The sequence below is a fragment of the Streptacidiphilus sp. EB103A genome (genome assembly GCF_041261405.1).
Classification (GTDB): Bacteria; Actinomycetota; Actinomycetes; order Streptomycetales; family Streptomycetaceae; genus Streptacidiphilus.
The window spans coordinates 173,210-191,671 of the sequence record NZ_JBGCAQ010000019.1 but is presented as its reverse complement, the minus strand read 5'-3'; the positions used below and the strand labels follow the sequence as shown (position 1 = coordinate 191,671).

Below are 18,462 nucleotides of genomic sequence, written 5' to 3'. Positions count from 1 at the left end.
CTCCCGTGATCTGGTTTAGGGCCTCGGCTGCTTCCTCAAGGACCCAGCACTGGGCGACCCGTGCCCGACGTAACGCCGATTCTCCCCTGCTCACTGCATCCCCCTTGTCCCCCTGGACCGGTCGATGTCCCCGCTTCCACTGACGGGACAAGCTTGCCCACCACCAGTCTGCGCGAAGCGGGTGCGCGGACTGCGCGATGACGGGTGGAGAGCGGCGGCGATGCAACGCTGGTGGCCATCGGCTGGCTCGCCTTCAACCGGCTCGGCATCTCCGCGCAGCACCAGAACATCCTTGCGGCCGCCGCCAGCCGCGTGGTCTTCCACCGGGAGCCGCTACCCGACGCCGCCCCGCAGGTTGCCCGGACGCACCTTGCCCACCCCACTACAGTCAGGCCAGTGACCATGCCCTCCACCGACACCCCGGCCCCCGACGTGCACGAGCTGCGTGAGGCCCTCATCGCCAGGATCGACAGTCTCGGGAGCTTCCGTACCCCCAGGTCAAGGACGCCTTCCGCACTGTGCCCCGGCACCTCTTCCTGCCCGGCGTGGACCTGGCGACCGCCTACGCGCCCAAGCCCGTGGTGACCAAACGAGCCCAGGACGGCGCCGCGATCTCCTCCGCCTCCAGCCCCAGCCTCGTGGCCGCCATGCTCGAGCAGCTCGACGTCCGCCCGGGCCACCGCGTCCTGGAGATCGGCGCGGCCACCGGCATCAACGCAGCCCTCCTCGCCGAGCTGGTCGGCCCGGCCGGCTCGGTCGTGACCATCGAACTCGACGAGGACCTCGCGGCCGGCGCCCGCAGTGGCCTGACCGCCGCCGGATACACCCAGGTCGAGGTGGTCTGCGGCGACGGCGCGCTCGGCTACCCCCGCGGAACGAAGTTCGACAGGATCATCGTCACCGCCGGTGCCTGGGACGTCTCCGCCGCCTGGTGGCAGCAACTCGCCGTCGGCGGCCGCCTCGTCGTGCCGCTGCGCCTGCACGGTAGCGGCCTGACCCGCTCCCTCGCATTCGACCGCACAGCGCAAGATCGGATGCTCAGCACCAACGCGGAGGTCTGCGGGTTCGTGCCCATGCGCGGCGCCTCAGAAATGGGCGAGCGCCACGTCCGCCTCGCCGACGACGTCATCCTCAAGGTCGATGCCGAGGACCTGCCCGACGAAGCCGCCCTCGCCCAGGCCCTAACCCACCGCGCCCGTGAACAGTTGACCGGGATCCACGTCCGCCACGACGAAGCGGCTGCCCACCTCGACCTGTGGCTCGCCACCATCGCCAGCGGCCTGCGCTTCGGCCGGCTGTCCGTCAGTCCCTCCGCACGTGCCCTCGGCCTGGCCGACCCCCCCTGCGGTGGGCCGGAGCGGGCCTGTACGACAGCGGCACCCTCGTCTACCTCACCGCCCGCCCAACAGACGATGACTCCAACGAGCTGGGCCTGATCGCGCACGGCCCGGACAGCGACAAACTCATCGGGCAGGTCAACGACCTCCTGCAACAGTGGAGCCAGGACTGGCCCGCGCAGCCCGTCGTCACCGCCTACCCCGCCACCACACCCGACGACCAGCTTGCCGCTGGTGTCCAGGTCACCCGTCCCGACACCCGCCTGGCCATCGGCTGGTGACGACGCAGGAATTCGTAGTCCAGGTCAGTTGACCTTCAGGTCCGCTGGCCCGGGCTACGCCGCCTGTTGACCTGGTCGGCCGGTGTCGGGAACGGAGCTGGCACCGTGGAGCAGCGGTGTCCCGTACCACTGGGCCGGGCATCGTCGAAGAGGATGTGGGAGTCCGAGAGTCTGTCGGCCAGTTGCCGCTTGGTCGGCATGCAGGGGGCCGCCGCGGGTGGCCAGCGACGGGTTGCTGTAGGCGGCTTCCGTGTTCCTCGCGTTGCGTTGTAGCGATGCGCCGGCCGGACAGCGGGCCTAGGAGTGTTTGAGGAATCCGGGGAAGAGCAGGTCCAGGTCCCGGCGGATGTTGGCTGCCAGAACCCTGGGGTCGCGGGCGTTCCACTGGTGGGTGCCGCCGACGGCCTTGGCGTCGCTGCTGAAGATGGTCCCTCTCCCCGGGGTGGCGCCGGTGGTGACCTTCGCGGTGAAGATCGGCCAGGTCGGACGCGGCAGGAGCAGGACGGGCGCGGAGTCGCCCACGTTGAACCGGTCGAGTTCGCGCTTGTTGGGGTCTGGCCTGTCATAGGTGCTCCAGGGCGGGCCCATCTGGTCCGCGTCGGTCTCCGGCCAGGTTCCCGCTGTCAGGACGAGCCACGTGTGCGGGGGATCGTAGGCGGGGTCATGGCCGAGCCAGATCGCGTAGGAGCCGACCATCGTCCTCTCGTCCTCGTGCCATAGCTGTGCCGAGGGCTCCAAGTCCTCGGCGCCGCCGGTGCGCGCCGCGAGGAACTCCTCGTCGAGGGCGGTGACGAGGTCGCAATAGGTTTCCTTCATCAGCTCCCCGATAGCCCGTCGGCGGGTCCAGTCGCGGTCCGGGGAGACATGCCAGGAATCCAAACCCGGCAGCATGCCGCGGAGTAACTGGTGGATCCGGTTGACCGCGGTGGGGACACCGTCGGGGTCCTGGCTCCGGTGTTCGGCCTGGGGCACCAGGACCGACCACCTGTAGTAGGGGGTGCCGCCGTCAGAGTCGTAGTCCACGCAGTGCTGAAACTTGCAGCCCAGGGAGTCAGCCAGTTCGGTCACTGCGGTCTTGGTCAGCTCGCCGACTTCCTCCGGGGCGGCCTCATGCGGGTCATTGACGCGAAGTGACCAGTCGACGTAGTCGACTCTCATCAGGTCCGCCGGTCCAAAGGTGTTGTAGGACAGGTCGGTGCGGGTCAGGCCCACGTGGGCTCCTTCTGCGGCAAGGGGAGACCTTTCGAGGCTATCTTCTCGCGAACTGCGGACCGGTCGGTCCGACAGTGTTCGTGCTGGCCTTGGACGGATCAGCCGGTCGCGGGCCACTCCAGCAGGCGTGGCAACGGGCATTCATGCTGCGGTCTTTCGTCGTCGGAAGTCGGTGGTGCGCATTTCATCGGGCAAGGAGAGCGGCTTGTTTCATCTCCACCAGGGATCTGCCCAGGCGGATGGAGGAGATGCCGACGGCCAGGTTCACGGCGCTGCTGGCGTAGTGGTCGGCTTCGTCGCGGTCGCCGCGCTGGTAGAGCACACCGGCCAGGCGGGCGGTGGTCATCGCCCGGACGCGGGCTTGTCCTCCTTGTGCCTGGGCAAGGGAGTCGCGCAGTTGCTCGGTCAGCGCCGGGCCGCGCTGTCCGGTCGCGTCTGCCAGCAGCCACCAGGCGAAGCCACCGTCCGAGGCGACCTTCGATGCGGTGATGGTGTGGGTCCAAGTCGGCTGCCCGGCTGGGTCGGTGACACGGGCGTGCCAGCGCTCTGCCGCGAGCAAGTGGCTGGTCACGGCCCGGGTCTCACCCAGGGCTGCGTGGGCTTGGGCTCGGACGGCCGAGAGCATGGCACGGGCAGTCAGCGGCAGTGCCCCGGCGGAGACCGAGTCCAGCAAGTCCAGCGCAGCGTGCGGACGCCGGTGGTGGATCTCTTGGCGGGCCCAGTTGCTGGTGATGTGGCACAGCACTCCGCTGTCGCCAGCCTGGCGGGCGGCCGTCGCGCCGAGCCTGAAGGCGGTGCCGTCGGGATCGGCACCGGCGTCGAACCCGGTCCAGGCGACCAAGCCGGCCAGCGCGGCGACCGCGGCAGTCCAGGCTGTCCGGACGGATGGGGTCATGCTGGTCGTACCGAGGTCCAGGGTGCGCTGCAATTCGGCTCGGGTGTAGTGCAGCACCGTTCTCCCGCCGCTGCGGCGGTCCCATTCCTCCAAGGCATGGGTCCGCTCGCTGATCCGTGCAACATCGACCTGCTGGAGCCGGGTGGGCTGGCGGTTCACTGCAGGCAGGGCCGCCAGCCCGAGAGAGAGCAGTTCGCGGCGATTCGTGTCGTCCACCTCCTCGGTGCGCTGAGCCCGGCGCGGAGGCGCAGGCCCGGGCGTATGTCCGTGTCCACCTTGAAGACCTCGCGCAGTGTGTCGCGCGCATCCTGCTGCGGCCAGCGGATCGCTTCCCGTCCTGGCCCTACCGATGGGCTGGGTCAGGGGCGAGGGTGACCGTCATCCACGGCACCGCCTCCGCCCGGAAGCTGTGGCCGACCGGCTCCAGGCCGGTGCGGTCGTCCAGGCTGAAGGCCGTGACCATCACCATGAGCGAGCCGTCCGCCACGGAGATCAGGTGCGTCCCGCAGCGGGGGCAGAAGCCGCGGCGCAGGGTCGGCCAGGTCGCGAACCATGTCGGCTCGCCTCCCGGTCCGGTCCACCGTAGGTCTTGTGCTCGGAAGCCGACCCACTCCACGGTCGGCGCCCCGGAGATCCGGGTGCAGTGGCTGCACGAGCAGAGGTGCGGGTCGTCTGCCGGGCCGGTTACCGCGTAGGTGACGTCACCGCACTGACAGCTCCCTGTCCGTACCTCGGGTACCGGCGTCGGTCCGGACACGCGCATCTCCCTTGCTGCCGACAAGACTTCCGCCCGCCAGTGTGCCTCGTCCCGTGGCGGCGTATCGGTGTTCGGGGCACCCGCCCCCATCGAGCCCGGGCAGGTTCACTCCTGACGGTGAACCGTGCCGTCCCCTTCCCGTGCTCGACCACCGCCGCGCGAGGTGGGATCCGCTGCCTGCGGAGTGGGCAATCTGTCGGAGAATCGGCACAAGGATGTCGCGGACCGCACCGGTGGCCGGCAGGGCCGTGTGCCGCGTCGGCGTCGGGCCCCAGCGCACCAACGGTTTGACCGTGCCGGGCGTAGAACTTATCCACAGGCTCGCGCGCCCAGGCTGCTCCCATGAACAGCACAGACATGGGCATCGTGGGCGGCACACCGGGCGACCTCCGACTGATCGGTCCAGGGCAAGGGACTTATGGGGGCGGGCTCAGCCTTACCAAGGCACTTCGGATGTCGGGCGGCCCCCTACGGCAGTTCCTGGCGAAGGAGTTCCCGGCCGGGGCGGCCCCACTGCGTGAGGCATTCAGGGCCAAGTACTTCCCAGGGGATCGACGAGCCGCAGAGCGCCGCGTCCTCTCGCCGCCGGGCAGCCTCGGTAGCGAGGCAGGCACGGTCGGTACCGCGATCGATCAGCGGCTGCGGCTTGCATTCACCGCACAGGCGCCGCTGGACGAGGCTACGCTCCGGGGGATCGAGAAGGTCCTACTGGTCGTCTCGGATCCGCGCACGGCCATCGCGCTCGCGTCCGTGGGCAGGGATCTGGCCGACCTGGCCAAAGGCCTGGTCGAAGACATGAGCACCGATGATCGCAGCAACAGTATGGGCCGAGCGCGCGACGACGAAGACCTACTCGCGCGGGTTCTCGTGGTCGCTGCGTGGTTCGCGGTGGCCCAGCGCGCCGGGCGTGCCTTCAACCGGACTCCTCTGGCCCGAACCGCGGCGCGCCGCCCGGACACCTTCACCCTGCAGCACGCACTGGATCTGGTCAATCACGACGTCGTGCACGACATACTCCTTCAGTTCGATCTGGCCGGCACCGGCCCGCTCGGGGAACTGCGCGCCGCTACCACCCGCGAGGTCTGCCACGGCGGCCCCGTCTTCTCCGGCATGCCCGCCGACGGCGACCTCCTTGTCGACGGGCTGCTGATCGACTTCAAGAGCGCCAGCGAACCGCTGAAGCTGCCGGAGAACGACATCCACCAACTCCTCGGATACCTGTTGCTCGACACCAGGGACGAGTACGGGATCACCTCGGTCGGCTGGTACCTGACCCGCAATGCCACCCTCGCAACCTGGTCCGCTGAGGACTTTCTCGATCACCTCGGTGCGCGCAAGCCGCTGACACGCCTGCGGGCCGATGTCCTTCAGGCGATCTAGCAGCTGGCGAGGAACCGCCCCAGCTTGACCAGTACGGTGCTGCCGTCGTCCAGGACGATCGGCTCCATGTGGGCGAGGGGTACGTTCATGTGGCCCTCCCGCGTCCGGAACTGCACCCCGGCCAGCAGTCCGTGGTGCCGTCCCGGGCCTCCCCCGCCGATGCGTCCGGCGGAGGGGGCCCACTCCATGTCCAGTGCGTCCAGGATCGCGATCTGATCGTTGTCCAGAGCTCCCGCGGAACGGTCGCGGCGGACTGCGGCGATCCAGGCACCCAGCGAGTAGAGGCCGATGCCGGGGACTTCGATCCTGCAGTTGTAGGGGACCCGCAGGTCGCCGACCTGATCGCGGTACAGGGTGCTGGCGGCGACGCCGCGCGTGAACTCGACCAGCTCGGGCCGCAGTACCCGGAGTTTCATGCAGGTGGCCAGCAGTACGGGATCGCGCCAGGTGGAGAACTGCAGGATCTCCGGACGCCAGGTTTCGGCCCCGGAGCGTGGGAGCGCCAATTGCTCGACTGCCTCCCTGTCATGGGCCCGGAGGGCTTCGAGGAGTCGGACGAGGTCCTTGTACGCCTTGGACGTGAGCATGTCGCCGGGCAGTTCCCCGGGGCCCAGGAAGATCGGCACGATGATCGTGCTGATCTTGCCTTCCCCAGGCTGCATCCGCAGGCATCGGCCGACTGCCTGGATCAGGTCCGGCATCGATCCCGGCATGTCGCAGAAGATCACGGAGTCGCACTCCCGGGTGTCGACCCCCTCCCCGAGCAGTTTCACGGAGGACAGCAGGCTGCGCTCCATCGCAGTCCCGTAGATGTCGGCTCCGGCCTCGAACTCGCTCAGGGCCCGGCGTCGAACGGTCATGCTGTCCGCGCTGTGCAGCGTCCTGGTCCACAGGCGGTTCGGGTTTGGGCTCTGGGTCGGGTGGCGCAGCCAGAGCTCGCGGGCCACCTCGCCGAGTCCGGCGTTGAAGGAACGGGCCTCTGCGACGCGATGGTGGAAGGTCAGGGTGCGGCGCAGGTCGTAGGCAGCCGTGGCGGTCAGAGCGGCGGTCCGCAGCGCCTCGAGCCGGGCTCCGCGAACCTGCGGGGAATTCCTGTCGTGGCCGACGGCCAGCAGGTGGTTCAGGTGATCGTCACGAATGTCGACGCACAGGATCCGGTACGGGGCGATCATTCCCGCCGCGATCGCCTCACCGAGGGAGAAGTCCGCGGCCACCGGGCCGAAGAGGGGGCTGTCCATGGACGCCACCAGGTCGTCCGGCCCCATGCCTCTCTCATAGGCCGCAACCGCATCCTCCTCCCGTGGTTCCCACATACGCGGGGTGGCTGTCATGTAGCAACGGCGGTCCGAGGGGATCCGCTGGTTGTCGTGGATCACGGCCCATGATTTATCGCAGGCGCCACTTGTACGGTGGGCTTCGTCTACGACGGTGAGATCCCAGGGGATCAGCCCCCTCTGGTGGGCTGCCTCCAAATTCTTGAGCGAGGAGTAGGTGGCGAACACGGTCACCCGGTCGGCGCCCCTCGTCCACTCCAGCAACGCGTCCGGGTCGGTGGTGCAGTCCATGCCCTGCGGTCGGTGGCCTGCCTTCAGCGAGCACAGTCCGAGCATCAGGCCGCCTCTGCCCTCTCGCTGCCACACGCCGACGTTCTGTTCCAAGAGCGCCAGGGTCGGTGCGAGAACCAGGACCCTGTCGGCGTTCAATCGGTCGGCGAGCCATACTGCCGTCAGGGATTTGCCTGTCCCGGTAGCCGACCGGATCTGGCACCGTAGGCCCTCCGAAGGCAGGACCCCGGAGGCCGGCAGGGTCAGGTGACTTTCGGCGCTGTCCAGCGCCTCCAACTGATGGGGGCGTGGCTGCGACCGAGGCGGTTGGTGATCGCCGGAGTCGTACCCGCCGACCGGGACAGACGGTCGGCAACTGCTGGTCAGAAGATGCTCCTTGACACTGGGCTTCGTATTCGTCATGCCATGATCCTGGATCTACCAGCCTGTGGATGAATTCCGCAATCCGAAGGACCGGCTGGCCAGCCGCAAATGCGATCGCGGATCGGAGATTCCTAGTGGGGACGCGGTCCTGCGAGTGCCCCGGCCGCTCTGCTCCGTCAGAGCGCTGTGTCCGCGCCGGCCTCGTGCAGCCGCGAGCGCTGGATGCCCGCGTTCCGCCCGTCGGAGGCCCTCAGCGCCGAGGTGCTGGCCCCCATCAGCGCCTATTCCAGCACGCATCGTTCACGGCCTGGCCGCTGGGCAGCAGAACGGTCATCGCGGGCTCGAAGATTGGCCGGTAGGGTCACGGGCGGGAACCTGCGCCTGCTCGACGCCAACCGGCTGATCGGCACCCGCGCCCTGCGCGCCCTGGGCCCTGGCCAGACGCTGGACCGCGTCCGTCGCCCGATCCACGCCCAGTCCCTGCGCCGCCTGATGTACCTGGATGCGGCGTTCTGCGGCCGGGACAGCGATCAGCTCGACGCCGCCCCCTCTATCGCCGCTACCTCCGCCCGGACGACCTGGAAGCCCTGCTCCAAAACAGCCGGGCGGCAGGCGAACCCCCGTGACCGGCCGCCGCTTTACTCCATCGCACCGGCACCCCGACGCTGGCACCATGGGTGACCGTCAGCTCACCCAACGAGATCACAGAGGATCCTCATGCTGCGTATTGCCCTCCCGAACAAGGGTTCCCTCTCCGGACCGGCGGGCGCGATGCTCCATGAGGCCGGATACCGCCAGCGCACGGACTCCAAGGAACTTGTCATCGTCGACGAGGAGAACGACGTCGAGTTCTTCTACCTGCGCCCGCGCGACATCGCCGTCTACGTCGGCTCCGGCCAGCTCGACGTCGGCATCACCGGACGCGACCTGCTGCTCGACTCCGCCGCCGCAGCCCAGGAGGTGCTGCAGCTGGGCTTCGCCCGCTCGACCTTCCACTTCGCCGGCACCCCCGGCACCGCCGTCTCCGTCCAGGACATGGGCGGGATGATCATCGCCACCTCCTACCCCGGCGTGGTCGCCAAGCACCTGGCCGAGCAGGGCGTGCAGGCCGGGACGATCGTGCGCCTGGACGGCGCGGTTGAGACCTCACTGAAGCTCGGCGTTGCCCAGGTCATCGCCGACGTCGTGGAGACCGGCAACACCCTGGCCCACCTCGGCCTGGGAATCATCGGCGAACCCATCATGGAATCCGAGGGCATCGTCATCCGCCCCGCCGCCGCCAGCAGCACCGACGCCAAGGAGGACGCCGCCCACCGCTTCCTGCGCCGCCTGCGCAGCGTACTGGTGGCACGCAGCTACGTTCTGATGGACTACGACATCCGGGTGGAGGACGTGGATGCGGCCGTGGCACTGACCCCCGGCCTGGAGTCCCCGACCGTCTCCCCGCTGCACAAGAAGGGCTGGGCGGCAGTGCGCGCCATGGTCCCCGCCGACAACGCCCAGGGCATCATGGACGAACTGGAGACCGTCGGCGCCCGCGCCATCCTGGTCACACGCATCCACGCTTGCCGAATCTGACCAAGCGCCACCGTCTCTGTGCCCGCCCCGGAAGGCCGCCAGGACCTGGTGGCCTTCCGGTGTTCCCACCTCTCAGCGCGAAGGCCTCTCTGCTCATCGCCGGAACCTGATCAGCGCTTCAGTTTTGATTCGCGCGGCGGAAGCAGAAGCGTCAGGCTCCTCGGCGAACCGACTCCAGTAGGAGCCCGGCTGCCCGCAGCGCGGGTGCGAGTAGGGGGTCGCTCTCGTCTGGCTGGGCCAGGATCTTCGCCAAGGCGAATAGCCGAATGATCATGCCCCCGCGGGACGTCAGGTCCCCCTCACGCTCCTTCAGTACGCGGTCAGCCAGGGCGGGGACCGCGAGCGCCGAGCACCACAGCGTGGCGCTGTCTAGGCCTCGCGGAGCCAGTCCCCAATCCTCCCAATCGAAGAGGAAGCATTCCGCTGGGCCGGTGACGTTAGCCCAGTTCAGGTCCGCGTGTGCTGCGGTCCACTCGCTGATATTGGCGTCGAAGTCGATATGGAAGGCGCTTCCCAGCACCTCCAGCACGTGGTCCTGGGTGGCCTCGACGGTGTCAGGGGTGGCGATCCGCGATGTACCCGTGCCGGCCAGGGCGTCCAGCGACTGGTTCATCGTCTCCCACCACGAGTCGGTCAGCAGGGGGTCCGCGACCAACGGCCCGCCCTTCCGCAAGGGTGCTGCGGGAAGCAGTCCGATCTCGTCAGCCCGCCACATCGCGTCCCCGTCCCGCTCGCGCCAGGCCAACCCCGCGTACCAGGCCGGCATCGCCACCCCCTGCAACCCCGCGGCGCACTCGATTCCCCAGCCCTGGGTACCGACGCGCTCACACGGCCGACGCTCGATCCTCACCCATGTCCCGCGATCCGACGGCGCGCCGACCGAGCGACGCTTCAAGACCACGGCGTCTCCGTCCAGGCGCACTCCGAGCGCCCTCTCCACACGGCCGACGACATCGGCGATAGCGACCTCGCGCAAGTCGACCGAGGAGGTCGGGGAAACAGAAGAATTCATGCTCGATGCTCTCGCGGCCAACCCCCCTGACGTCAACTCACCCGCGGCGACCGGGTCGGACCTTCGCGCTGCTCCAGGACACCGGGCGGGTGGGCGCAGGCAGCACCCCATTTCCCTCTACTTGCATATTTAGCCCCTTCGGATATAGACTATGCCTATCAGTTGGAACTCATTCCACTCCAAGCGTCGGGGGAATCCACCATTCACCAGATCGGCACCACCGACTACGGCATCGCTTTCGACCACCACGGCCGCGCCCTCGTCGAGCACAACGGCTTCCGCATCCGCCTCCGATTGGCGGACTGTCCTGGCACCGACACCCAGGTCCAGGCCCGGAGCGAGGTACTCGCCTGCAACGGCTCCGTCGTACTGGCTGATTGCACGAGCAGTCCCTTCGATCCCTACGACTTCGTCTCCTACGGCCCCCGCCAGTGGCTCCAGGACGCGGTTCAGTCCGCTACCGAGACCGCTGTCCACCACCTGCGAGAACTCCACGCCCTCCACAGCGCCCGCACCAACAGCCGCTCCTGACATCCCGGGGCAGTGGGCACCTATTCGGACGCAGATCGCTGTGCGCCGGCAACCGGACGCTTTGCACCGGCCCGCCGCGCCCGCCCGCGCTCAGAATCGCCACGGCAGCGAACCTGCGATACCCGCCAGAGTCCCGCACCGAGCCCGCGAGCAGCGGCACTTCACCGCATTCACCAATCCCAGGAGGTCCCGCTTGACGTTCCCGCTCACCGTTGGCCAGACCATCGCCCGATCCGATCTCCACCGCCAGGTAGGCGGCCGACTCCGCTCACGGATCAGCCCCAGCGCCACTACGCCCAACGTGATGCTCTTCACCGGGGGCACCCTCGACGGCTTCACCGGCCGTCACGTCCACTTCACCGGCGAGGGTGCCCCCGGAGTCGACCACCGCCTGATCGGGGGCAATGCCGCCCTGGCGCGTCACGCAGTCGAGGGGCGCACTCTGCGGCTGTTCCGCCCGGACCAGGGCCTGGTGCGCTACCTCGGCGCGTACACCCTGGATGCGGCAATCCCTTGGCTCAGCGTCGACGCCCAGGACCACGCCCACCCCCACCACCCGACCGTGGAGACCCTCGTCTTCCGTCTCCTGCCCGTCGACGGTGACCCTGTGGGCCTGCTGCCCGCCGCACCCGTGCCCGAGCAGACCCAGGTGGAGGAAACCGACTTGTTCGACCGCTTCCGCCCGCCGCCGGGACATCGGCGCAACGACCCCATCCCCATCGAAGCCGCCGCTCAGCACCTGCTCACCGAATACCGCGACCACCTCCGCGGCCTGGGCCACGACGTCCGCCGCTACCGGATCCGACCCGCGGACACTCTCGACCAGATTGCCGTCGACCTCTTCGACCACACCACCAACCACCTCATCACCGCGACCGGCAGCACTGCCCGCACCCATATCCTGGGCGCGCGCGGCAGCATTTTCGACCAGGCCCGCTTCTTCACCCCCACTCCGCACCTCGCCCTCCTCACTCCTACCCCTCCCCGCGCTGATCTGGCCGCACTGTGCGCGCGCTCCGGTCTCCACGTGATCCACCCCAGCGCCACCGGCGAATGGCAGCAGAGCTGACCTGAACCCCTGCGCGAAGCCCTGCACGGCGGTCGCCCGCGGACCCGACTCCGCCTTCGGCAGCGCCGCGGGGACTGGACACGTCACGATGGACCTTTCAACGGGCACAGCAAGGAGCGGTCATGGCGCTGGGGCGGCAGTCGGCCTGGAACGAGGAAGTCGTCGAACGGTTGGAGGAGCGGCTGGGCCACTACGCCCGTGCGGTAGCCCGCAGACTCCTGGACCTAGAGATCCCGGTCGTCGACGTGATCGCGGAACCCAGCGACGACGACATCGACCACGCCTTCGAGGCCGTGATCGAGTTCTCCGAGCCGTTCCAGCGTCTCCTTGTCCCTGCCGGTGCCTGCGGGTTGCTGTGGACGTCCACCTCCGGCTGGGCCCTGTTCCACGTCGAAGACCTCGACAGCGATGACCTCCTGCCCGGAGCCCGCTGGCTCGGCGCAGGCATCGTCCCCGCCCCGGGCAAGGTCGCCTCGTTCCTGCAGGCCGCGCAGCTCGGCCTGCAGGAACACGGCAGCCTTGAACGGCCGTACTACCGCAACGACAACACCGCCGAAGACCTACGGGATCTCGAACAGCGCTTGTCGCCCTACCCCGAGCCCTGCGACGACGGGACCCCCTGGCCGGACCTGTTCCAGCAGGACCTCCTCGACACCTACCAGGGCAAGGCCTTCACCGCCCTGCTCACCGACGGCCCCGACCCCGTCCTGCAAATCGCCCTGCGAGCCTCCGAGGTAACCGCTTTGAAGGCGTACCTGCAACTGGCCTGCGCGCAGAACTCCCCCGTCACAGCTCCCGGCCTGCACGCCCTCACCTACGACCTGCATGCCCGCATCAGGCACCCCGGCAACGGGCTCGAGCACCGCCTCGCCCGCCAAGCAGCTGCCCACCACCGCCCACAGCCCTGACCTCACCGCGCAAACGTCCGAGCGACCCGGAAGGCGCGTCGGGGACACACGGCCCTCCCCGTGGTCCTAGGGTCGAAGCCGTATCCCGGGAGCGGGTGCGGACGACCGGCCCGGAGGGAGTTGGATCATGAGTCTTGGGCCACTGCGTCGTAAGAGCACGACCGTGTCACCTGCGCAACGGGCAGGTTGGGCAGCTCGGTTGCGGGAGGCCGGGGCTCCGCTGACGATCCCCCCGTACCGGCTCCACTTCGCTGCCCGGGTGCTCTCGTGGACCGGATCGGCCGTCAGCTCGATCGGCCTGGCCTTCGCTGTGCTTCACCTCGGCGGAGGCGCCGACGGACTGGGCCTGGTGCTCGCCGCCGGCGTGGCTCCTCAGATCCTGCTGTTGCTGGTCGGAGGAGTGGTTGCCGACCGCTGGTCGCGCGCCCGGGTGATGGTCTGGTCGAACGTCGCGTCCGGTGCAGCGGAGGCCGTGGCGGCGGTGTTGTTGTGGTGCGGGGAGGCACAGGTGTGGCATCTGGTCGCCATGTCCGCGGTCTGCGGCGGCGCCAGCGCCTTCTTCGGGCCCGCCGCGTCCGGCGTCGTCGTCCAGGTCGTCCCCGCGCAGATGCGCCATGCCGCGAACGCGCTGCTGAAGATCGGGCAGAACCTCGTGAAGGTCGGCGGGCCGGCCCTGGGCGGAATGCTGGTGGCGGCGTTCGGGTCGAGCTGGGTGATCGGATGGGATTCGATCACGTTCGGCGTCGCCGCGATCCTGTGCGCCAGGATCGACATGGGGGACGCGAGGGCGAAAGTCCGAGGCGGCTTCGTGGCCGATCTGCGGGAGGGCTGGATGGACTTCCGGTCCCGCCGCTGGCTGTGGGTGATGGTGGTGCAGTCCGCGGTGATGGTCCCGGTGTGGCTGGTCGGCTTCCAACTGCTCGGGCCCGTGTATGGACAGAGGTACCTCGGAGGTGCCGGGCCGTGGGGCATCGTGGTCTCCGGATTCACGGCAGGATTGATGGCCGGCGCGGCGATCGCGCTGTTGTGGAAACCCCGTCTGATCGGGTTGGCGGTCTGCGTGGGAATCGGCTCCATGTCGCTCCCCCTGGCCTCCATGGCACTCAGCATGCCGCTCGCGGTGCTGGCGCTTGCCATGGCGCTGGCCGGCGCAGGGCTGGCGGTCAGCATGACCATGTGGGCCAGTCTCGTCCAGTCACGCGTCCCGGCAGAGCGGCTGAGTCGGACCATGTCCTACTCGACGTTGGGTCAGGTCCTGCCCGTCCCCATCGGCTACCTTGCGGCGGGGCCGCTTGCCTCGGCGATCGGGGTACGGACGACACTGGGCTCGGGTGCGCTGCTGATCGGCGCGGCCATGGTCGTGCCCCTCTTGCTCCCCGAGGTCCGTGGCCTGTCTCTGGCACCCATCGCCGTTGCAGTCGAGGACGAATTGCTGGAAACGGCACGAAGGTAGAAGCAACCGTGAGGAACGGGGCATGAGGGAATCTGGCACGGCCACCGGTGGAGGAAACCAGCACCCGGTCCTGGCCCGGCTGGCCGACGATATCGACCGTACGCGGCAGGCCGCCGAGTCGGCGCTGGCCGTAGTCTTCGACGCTGGCGCCATCGTCGGCTACGGTGGCCGGTCCGTGGTCTTCCTCGCCAGGGACTCAGTTCTGAAGATCTACACTCACCGGCCTGCTGAACGTGCGCGGCGCGAGATCGCGGGCCTGTCCGCCGCTGGGCATGCCGGCGGGCTTCGGATTCCCCAGGTGCTGGGGTCCGAGTGCATCGAAGGTGCTCTCGCCTGGGTCGTCAGTACAGCCTTGGAGGGCTCTGCCCCCGGCCATGTGCAGGATGCGGCCGAGACCCGGATGCTCGGCCAGGTCGCTGCGCGCCTGCACGCCATGCCGACGACGGCCCTGGCCGGGCTGGAGCCCTTCCGCCGCAACATCCGTGCTATTGACCGGGACCCGCATCCGCAGCGGGCTCAGCTGTCTGCAGTACTCGTCGGCCTCGAGGTAGAGCAGCTGACCCGCTGTGACGTTTGCTTCGTCGACGGCGATCTCTCCAGCCGGAACCTCCTCATCGCCCCGGGGCTGCCGCCCGCAGTGGTCGACTTCGAGGGGTGCGGTCTGGGCTGTGGCTACGAGGACCTGACGAACCTCTATGTACAGGACTGCCTGATCGGCGGGCGGGACGCCGCTGTCGCCCTTGCCGGCTACCGCGAGGAACGACAGCTGCTGGGCTCTGGCGGACCGATCGATGCCCGTCACCTGCTCTTCCATACCGCCCGATACTTCCGTTGGGTCCTGCAGTGGGCGCCGGAGATCGACGCCGAACTCGCCCAGCAGGTGTGCGTGCTGACGCCCCGTGTTCTGGACGCATTGAGCGCGGAGGGGCCGGTGCCACTGTGACTCCCCCTGTGCGAGATGCCCCGTTCGGGGACCACGACGGTCGTTGTATGCCCCGCGAGCGCTCGGCGGCTCCAACCTCACCTGCCCTGCTGCCCGTCTTCCTGCGGTTGTCCCCTCGCCTCCCGGGGAGTTGCGATGAGTGACCGATGCCGCTGTGCCGTTGACGACGCGGGGAGTCCCGTATGATCCGCCGCGGCTTGATCCTCGACTTCGGCGGCGTCCTGACCTCCGCCGTGCCGGACTGCGCGTATGCCTTCGACGCCCGGTCTGGCTTGGCGCCGGGCTCCTTCCTGGCCGTCATCTCGCAGAACCCGCAGGGTGCAGCCCTGTACGCAGACCTCGAGCGCGGGGCGATCAGCCAGGCCGAGTGGAACCGGCAGACCGGTGAACTTCTTGGAATCGACGGCACGGACCTTCTCGAGCGGGTGCTGGAGGATCTGCATCCCGAGCCGGGGATGATCAGTGCTGCCATGGCGGCGAAAGCAGCCGGCATACGCGTGGGCATCTTCTCCAATTCGCTCGGACGCGAGCCCTTCGACATCTACCAGGGGTACGGGCTGGACCAGTACGGTCCGGTGCTGGTCTCGGAGGACTACAGGATGCGCAAGCCCGACGCCAAGCTGTACCCGATCATGCTGGACCTGATGGAGCTCCCGGCGGACCAGTGCGTCTTCGTTGACGACACCAAACGCAATCTCGTGCCGGCCGAGCAGCTCGGAATCGCTACCGTCCTGGCTGGCGGCAACCCACGGTCGACCATCGCCGAGGTCGAATCGCTGCTGGGCATCCCCCTGGCCACTCGGGTCGATCCGTAGTCGCGCCGAGGACCCGCAGTGCTGAGCTGTCCTTGACCAAGTGCCGAACCTCTCCCGGCTCTCGGGGCATGTGGGGGACCTTCTCGTGGAGTAGCTGGACGAAGTTGGCCGTGCTCGGCGCACGCCTGCACGGTTGGTGGCAGCGGACGTCAGTGGCCAGAAGGAGGACCGTAGATCGGCTCCCGGTTCACTTCTGCGACAAGGTAGGCGATCGGGCCGCCGGAGACGGCAGCCGTCACGCGACTACCGAGAAGCTGAGCGGTCAGCTGGGCTGTCTGGGAATCCGAGCCGAGGACCCGATAGGTTGCCGGATCGTGCAGCACACCGACCCGGCCGGCAACCGTGGCGGTGAAGGCGTGGCGCACCTCCCCCGGGGCGAAGCGACGGGATTCCTCGATTCCTCGGATCGCCAGGACGCCCGTCACGAATCCGGCCACGGCAACCGGCAGCAACCCGGCCTCGGTGACTGCTTCCGGATCGCAGCGCCACCACATGCGGTTGGCGTCCAGGAACTGTTCATCGTTCAGGCCGACGCCGTCGCCCTGCAGTACCGGGGCCTCGTCTTCCGCCCTGGTCACGTGCGCCGCAGGCCCCGTCCGCAACACCGGTAGCACGCCGCAGGCGACAGTGACCTGCGGATGGCGGGACAAGGCGAGGACCTTCCAGATTTGAAGGTCCGGCAGGAAGCGGCTGGCGAGCAGCTTGGAGACCGTGTTCGGGGACAGCCCCAGCAGGCGCGCCGCCTGGTTCCGCGTGAGGGTCTCCTCGTCGCTGTCCTGCACCGGGCTGGTCAACGTGAGCGTAGGAAGCATGGGCGCACTCCTCGGGGTAGGAAGCATCACTGCGTGTCGGGCCTTCCCGACGCGCTCGCCGGAGCCGACCGGGCTTCGACGATTGCGCGGTTCGGGAGCGGCGGTTCGGTCGGATATCGAAGGCTCGCCCGTGATCGGGGCCGGCGGGGACCGACCAGAGCGTCCATCGCCTCCAGGAGTGCCGCCATCTGCCTGAAGGCGGCGGGTATTTCGGTCACGCCCCGGGCCTGGAGCTGGCGCAGGTACAGGGAGGCTGAGAAGACCTCCACGATGACGTCGACCCACACACCGTTCCGGAGCGTCGTGGTGGTGTGTCGGGAGAGAGGTGAGACGCCGTCCGCGGAGACGGGACGCCAAACGATCAAGATGCGGCGGGCTGCGTCAACGTCCTCTGCCGTGAATCCCGTAGGGGCTCGAAGGGGCAGTGCGACCTTCGTCGTCCCCGTCCACTGCTGCCAGCAGTCGGGGGCGGTCAGGGCCTCCCATTGGGTGCGTGCATAGATGCCCAGTGCATCGGGGTCCGTTGGCACGCTCTTGCGTGCGTCGATCGACGATGCGGTCCAGTGTTTGCACTCGGCGGCGATCAGCGAGCGCGTTGGCACAACGAGCCACGCATCAAGGTCTCTGACCGACGGACAGGGTGCGAGCAGGGGGTCGAAGGAAGCGTCATCGCGGCGAGGCCGCTCGGCGAGCAGCTCTGCGCCGACCGGTCCGAGAGAATGGGCGAGGAGGTCCAGCAGGAGGATCTCGCCGAAGGCCAACCCCAGCAGGCCGGTCAGCTGCCCCTGGCTCACGTCGAACTCGTCGAAGCGTCTCAGCAGCGCCTGGATACGGTAGATCGTCGCGGTCCGATCACTTCCCTCGCTTCGCCGTCCCGCGCGACAGGACCAGCGAGGACCGCGGTGCAGCGGAATCCGCCGCCGGCCGCCAGCCCTGTGGCCTGCTTCGTCCTCAGCAGGATCCGCAGTTCGCCTACGCTTCGGAATGATTATGGGAACGTGTGTCGCATCGGCGCTCCCGTGGCCGACGTGCTTCCTTGGCTGCGAGTCGGCCGTGGGCTGGGCACTGGTCATCAAGTCCTCCGGTCTGGGCATTCCGCTTCTGCCGCGAAGATCGAGCTCCATATTGATGCGTTACGCATCAGAATATAGCTTCGCCCGAAACGCCACCCTCCGACTGCCACAGAGACGGTTCGAGCGACCGGATGCCGCTCCGCTCCTCTGCGGAGACGAGCGGAAGCGAGGCCCTGGAACCTTCAACGGCGTCGGCCGCGCCTTCAACCCGGCTGGCCTCGCCTCACACGTCCTCACCTCGCCGGCCGCCATCGCCTTCCGGGGGCGGCGGGTCGTTGCGGTCCGCGGATGACATCTCAGCCGGCAGTGTCAGAGGCCTGCGGCATCATGGGGATCATGTAGGAGGGGCGATGAGGTGTGGGGCCCGCGGCTCGACGGCTGCGAAGCGGTCGGCGAGCCGCGGACGTCCCGGACAGTGCCGGATCACCAGCAGCCTCAGCTGGTGAAGCCGACAGCGGACAAGGGGGATTGTGCACAC

Annotated in this window: 16 protein-coding genes and 1 pseudogene; 10 read left to right on the top strand and 7 right to left on the bottom strand. The window is 68.7% G+C overall.

Annotated elements, in window-relative coordinates:
• Window positions 1-482: 482 nt before the first annotated feature.
• Window positions 483-1,436, top strand: a pseudogene (fxlM, locus tag ABH941_RS29515) (methyltransferase, FxLD system); the annotation flags it as partial.
• 479 nt (window positions 1,437-1,915) lie between these two features.
• On the opposite strand, the gene ABH941_RS29510 reads toward fxlM, so the two are convergent.
• The 3 genes from ABH941_RS29510 to ABH941_RS29500 form a co-directional block, all read right to left on the bottom strand.
• The gene (locus ABH941_RS29510; protein ID WP_370132616.1) at window positions 1,916-2,830 is read right to left on the bottom strand and encodes a hypothetical protein; all 915 of its coding nucleotides are present in this window, start codon (window positions 2,828-2,830) and stop codon (window positions 1,916-1,918) included.
• A 184-nt stretch (window positions 2,831-3,014) separates the two neighbouring features.
• On the bottom strand, window positions 3,015-3,941 hold the full coding sequence (locus ABH941_RS29505) for a hypothetical protein (RefSeq protein WP_370132615.1): 927 nt from the start codon (window positions 3,939-3,941) through the stop codon (window positions 3,015-3,017).
• Window positions 3,942-4,068: 127 nt separating this feature from the next.
• Window positions 4,069-4,488 carry a GFA family protein gene (locus ABH941_RS29500; protein WP_370132614.1) on the bottom strand — a complete coding sequence of 140 codons (420 nt, stop codon included), beginning with the start codon at window positions 4,486-4,488 and terminating at the stop codon, window positions 4,069-4,071.
• A 336-nt stretch (window positions 4,489-4,824) separates the two neighbouring features.
• On the opposite strand from ABH941_RS29500, the gene ABH941_RS29495 reads away from it, so the two are divergent.
• Window positions 4,825-5,862, top strand: coding sequence for a hypothetical protein (locus tag ABH941_RS29495; RefSeq protein ID WP_370132613.1), 1,038 nt, complete (start codon window positions 4,825-4,827; stop codon window positions 5,860-5,862).
• Here ABH941_RS29495 and ABH941_RS29490 read toward each other — a convergent pair.
• A complete protein-coding gene (locus ABH941_RS29490; RefSeq protein ID WP_370132612.1) occupies window positions 5,859-7,829 on the bottom strand; it encodes a DEAD/DEAH box helicase family protein in 1,971 nt (656 codons plus the stop codon). The genes ABH941_RS29495 and ABH941_RS29490 overlap by 4 nt on opposite strands.
• A 309-nt stretch (window positions 7,830-8,138) precedes the next feature.
• Here ABH941_RS29490 and ABH941_RS29485 point away from each other — a divergent pair, with 309 nt between their 5' ends.
• Window positions 8,139-8,471 carry a hypothetical protein gene (locus tag ABH941_RS29485; RefSeq protein ID WP_370132611.1) on the top strand — a complete coding sequence of 111 codons (333 nt, stop codon included), beginning with the start codon at window positions 8,139-8,141 and terminating at the stop codon, window positions 8,469-8,471.
• A gap of 36 nt (window positions 8,472-8,507) precedes the next feature.
• Entirely contained in the window at window positions 8,508-9,368 is an 861-nt protein-coding gene (hisG, locus tag ABH941_RS29480; RefSeq protein WP_370132610.1) for an ATP phosphoribosyltransferase, read from the top strand.
• A gap of 151 nt (window positions 9,369-9,519) precedes the next feature.
• On the opposite strand, the gene ABH941_RS29475 is transcribed toward hisG, so the two are convergent.
• Window positions 9,520-10,380, bottom strand: a complete 861-nt coding sequence (locus ABH941_RS29475) for a hypothetical protein (RefSeq protein WP_370132609.1) — start codon at window positions 10,378-10,380, stop codon at window positions 9,520-9,522.
• A gap of 162 nt (window positions 10,381-10,542) precedes the next feature.
• On the opposite strand from ABH941_RS29475, the gene ABH941_RS29470 reads away from it, so the two are divergent.
• The 6 genes from ABH941_RS29470 (at window position 10,543) to ABH941_RS29445 (ending at window position 16,099) form a co-directional block, all read left to right on the top strand.
• Window positions 10,543-10,911, top strand: coding sequence for a hypothetical protein (locus ABH941_RS29470; RefSeq protein WP_370132608.1), 369 nt, complete (start codon window positions 10,543-10,545; stop codon window positions 10,909-10,911).
• Between the two features lie 193 nt (window positions 10,912-11,104).
• Window positions 11,105-11,980, top strand: coding sequence for a hypothetical protein (locus ABH941_RS29465; RefSeq protein ID WP_370132607.1), 876 nt, complete (start codon window positions 11,105-11,107; stop codon window positions 11,978-11,980).
• A gap of 122 nt (window positions 11,981-12,102) precedes the next feature.
• Complete coding sequence (locus ABH941_RS29460) at window positions 12,103-12,888, top strand: DUF6292 family protein (protein ID WP_370132606.1); 786 nt, start codon at window positions 12,103-12,105, stop codon at window positions 12,886-12,888.
• Window positions 12,889-13,015: 127 nt separating this feature from the next.
• Window positions 13,016-14,341 (top strand): MFS transporter, encoded by a 1,326-nt coding sequence (locus ABH941_RS29455; protein ID WP_370132605.1) that lies wholly within the window; start codon window positions 13,016-13,018, stop codon window positions 14,339-14,341.
• Window positions 14,301-15,284 (top strand): phosphotransferase family protein, encoded by a 984-nt coding sequence (locus ABH941_RS29450; protein WP_370132604.1) that lies wholly within the window; start codon window positions 14,301-14,303, stop codon window positions 15,282-15,284. Before ABH941_RS29455 ends, ABH941_RS29450 begins: the two co-directional genes overlap by 41 nt.
• A 182-nt stretch (window positions 15,285-15,466) precedes the next feature.
• The gene (locus ABH941_RS29445; RefSeq protein ID WP_370132603.1) at window positions 15,467-16,099 is read left to right on the top strand and encodes an HAD-IA family hydrolase; all 633 of its coding nucleotides are present in this window, start codon (window positions 15,467-15,469) and stop codon (window positions 16,097-16,099) included.
• A gap of 149 nt (window positions 16,100-16,248) precedes the next feature.
• Here the strand turns inward: ABH941_RS29445 and ABH941_RS29440 are convergent, their stop codons facing one another.
• Window positions 16,249-16,911 carry a helix-turn-helix domain-containing protein gene (locus ABH941_RS29440; protein WP_370132602.1) on the bottom strand — a complete coding sequence of 221 codons (663 nt, stop codon included), beginning with the start codon at window positions 16,909-16,911 and terminating at the stop codon, window positions 16,249-16,251.
• A 26-nt stretch (window positions 16,912-16,937) separates the two neighbouring features.
• Complete coding sequence (locus tag ABH941_RS29435; RefSeq protein ID WP_370132601.1) at window positions 16,938-18,035, bottom strand: hypothetical protein; 1,098 nt, start codon at window positions 18,033-18,035, stop codon at window positions 16,938-16,940.
• Window positions 18,036-18,462: the final 427 nt, after the last annotated feature.

Excerpts from the sequence above, each read along its gene's own strand:
- ABH941_RS29460 (WP_370132606.1), top strand. The coding sequence starts at position 12,103 with ATGGCGCTGGGGCGGCAGTCGGCCTGGAACGAGGAAGTCGTCGAACGG.
- ABH941_RS29495 (WP_370132613.1), top strand. The coding sequence starts at position 4,825 with ATGAACAGCACAGACATGGGCATCGTGGGCGGCACACCGGGCGACCTC.
- ABH941_RS29440 (WP_370132602.1), bottom strand. The coding sequence starts at position 16,911 with ATGCTTCCTACGCTCACGTTGACCAGCCCGGTGCAGGACAGCGACGAG.
- ABH941_RS29490 (WP_370132612.1), bottom strand. The coding sequence starts at position 7,829 with ATGACGAATACGAAGCCCAGTGTCAAGGAGCATCTTCTGACCAGCAGT.
- ABH941_RS29435 (WP_370132601.1), bottom strand. The coding sequence starts at position 18,035 with ATGGAGCTCGATCTTCGCGGCAGAAGCGGAATGCCCAGACCGGAGGAC.
- ABH941_RS29500 (WP_370132614.1), bottom strand. The coding sequence starts at position 4,488 with ATGCGCGTGTCCGGACCGACGCCGGTACCCGAGGTACGGACAGGGAGC.
- ABH941_RS29445 (WP_370132603.1), top strand. The coding sequence starts at position 15,467 with ATGATCCGCCGCGGCTTGATCCTCGACTTCGGCGGCGTCCTGACCTCC.
- hisG (WP_370132610.1), top strand. The coding sequence starts at position 8,508 with ATGCTGCGTATTGCCCTCCCGAACAAGGGTTCCCTCTCCGGACCGGCG.
- ABH941_RS29475 (WP_370132609.1), bottom strand. The coding sequence starts at position 10,380 with ATGAATTCTTCTGTTTCCCCGACCTCCTCGGTCGACTTGCGCGAGGTC.
- ABH941_RS29455 (WP_370132605.1), top strand. The coding sequence starts at position 13,016 with ATGAGTCTTGGGCCACTGCGTCGTAAGAGCACGACCGTGTCACCTGCG.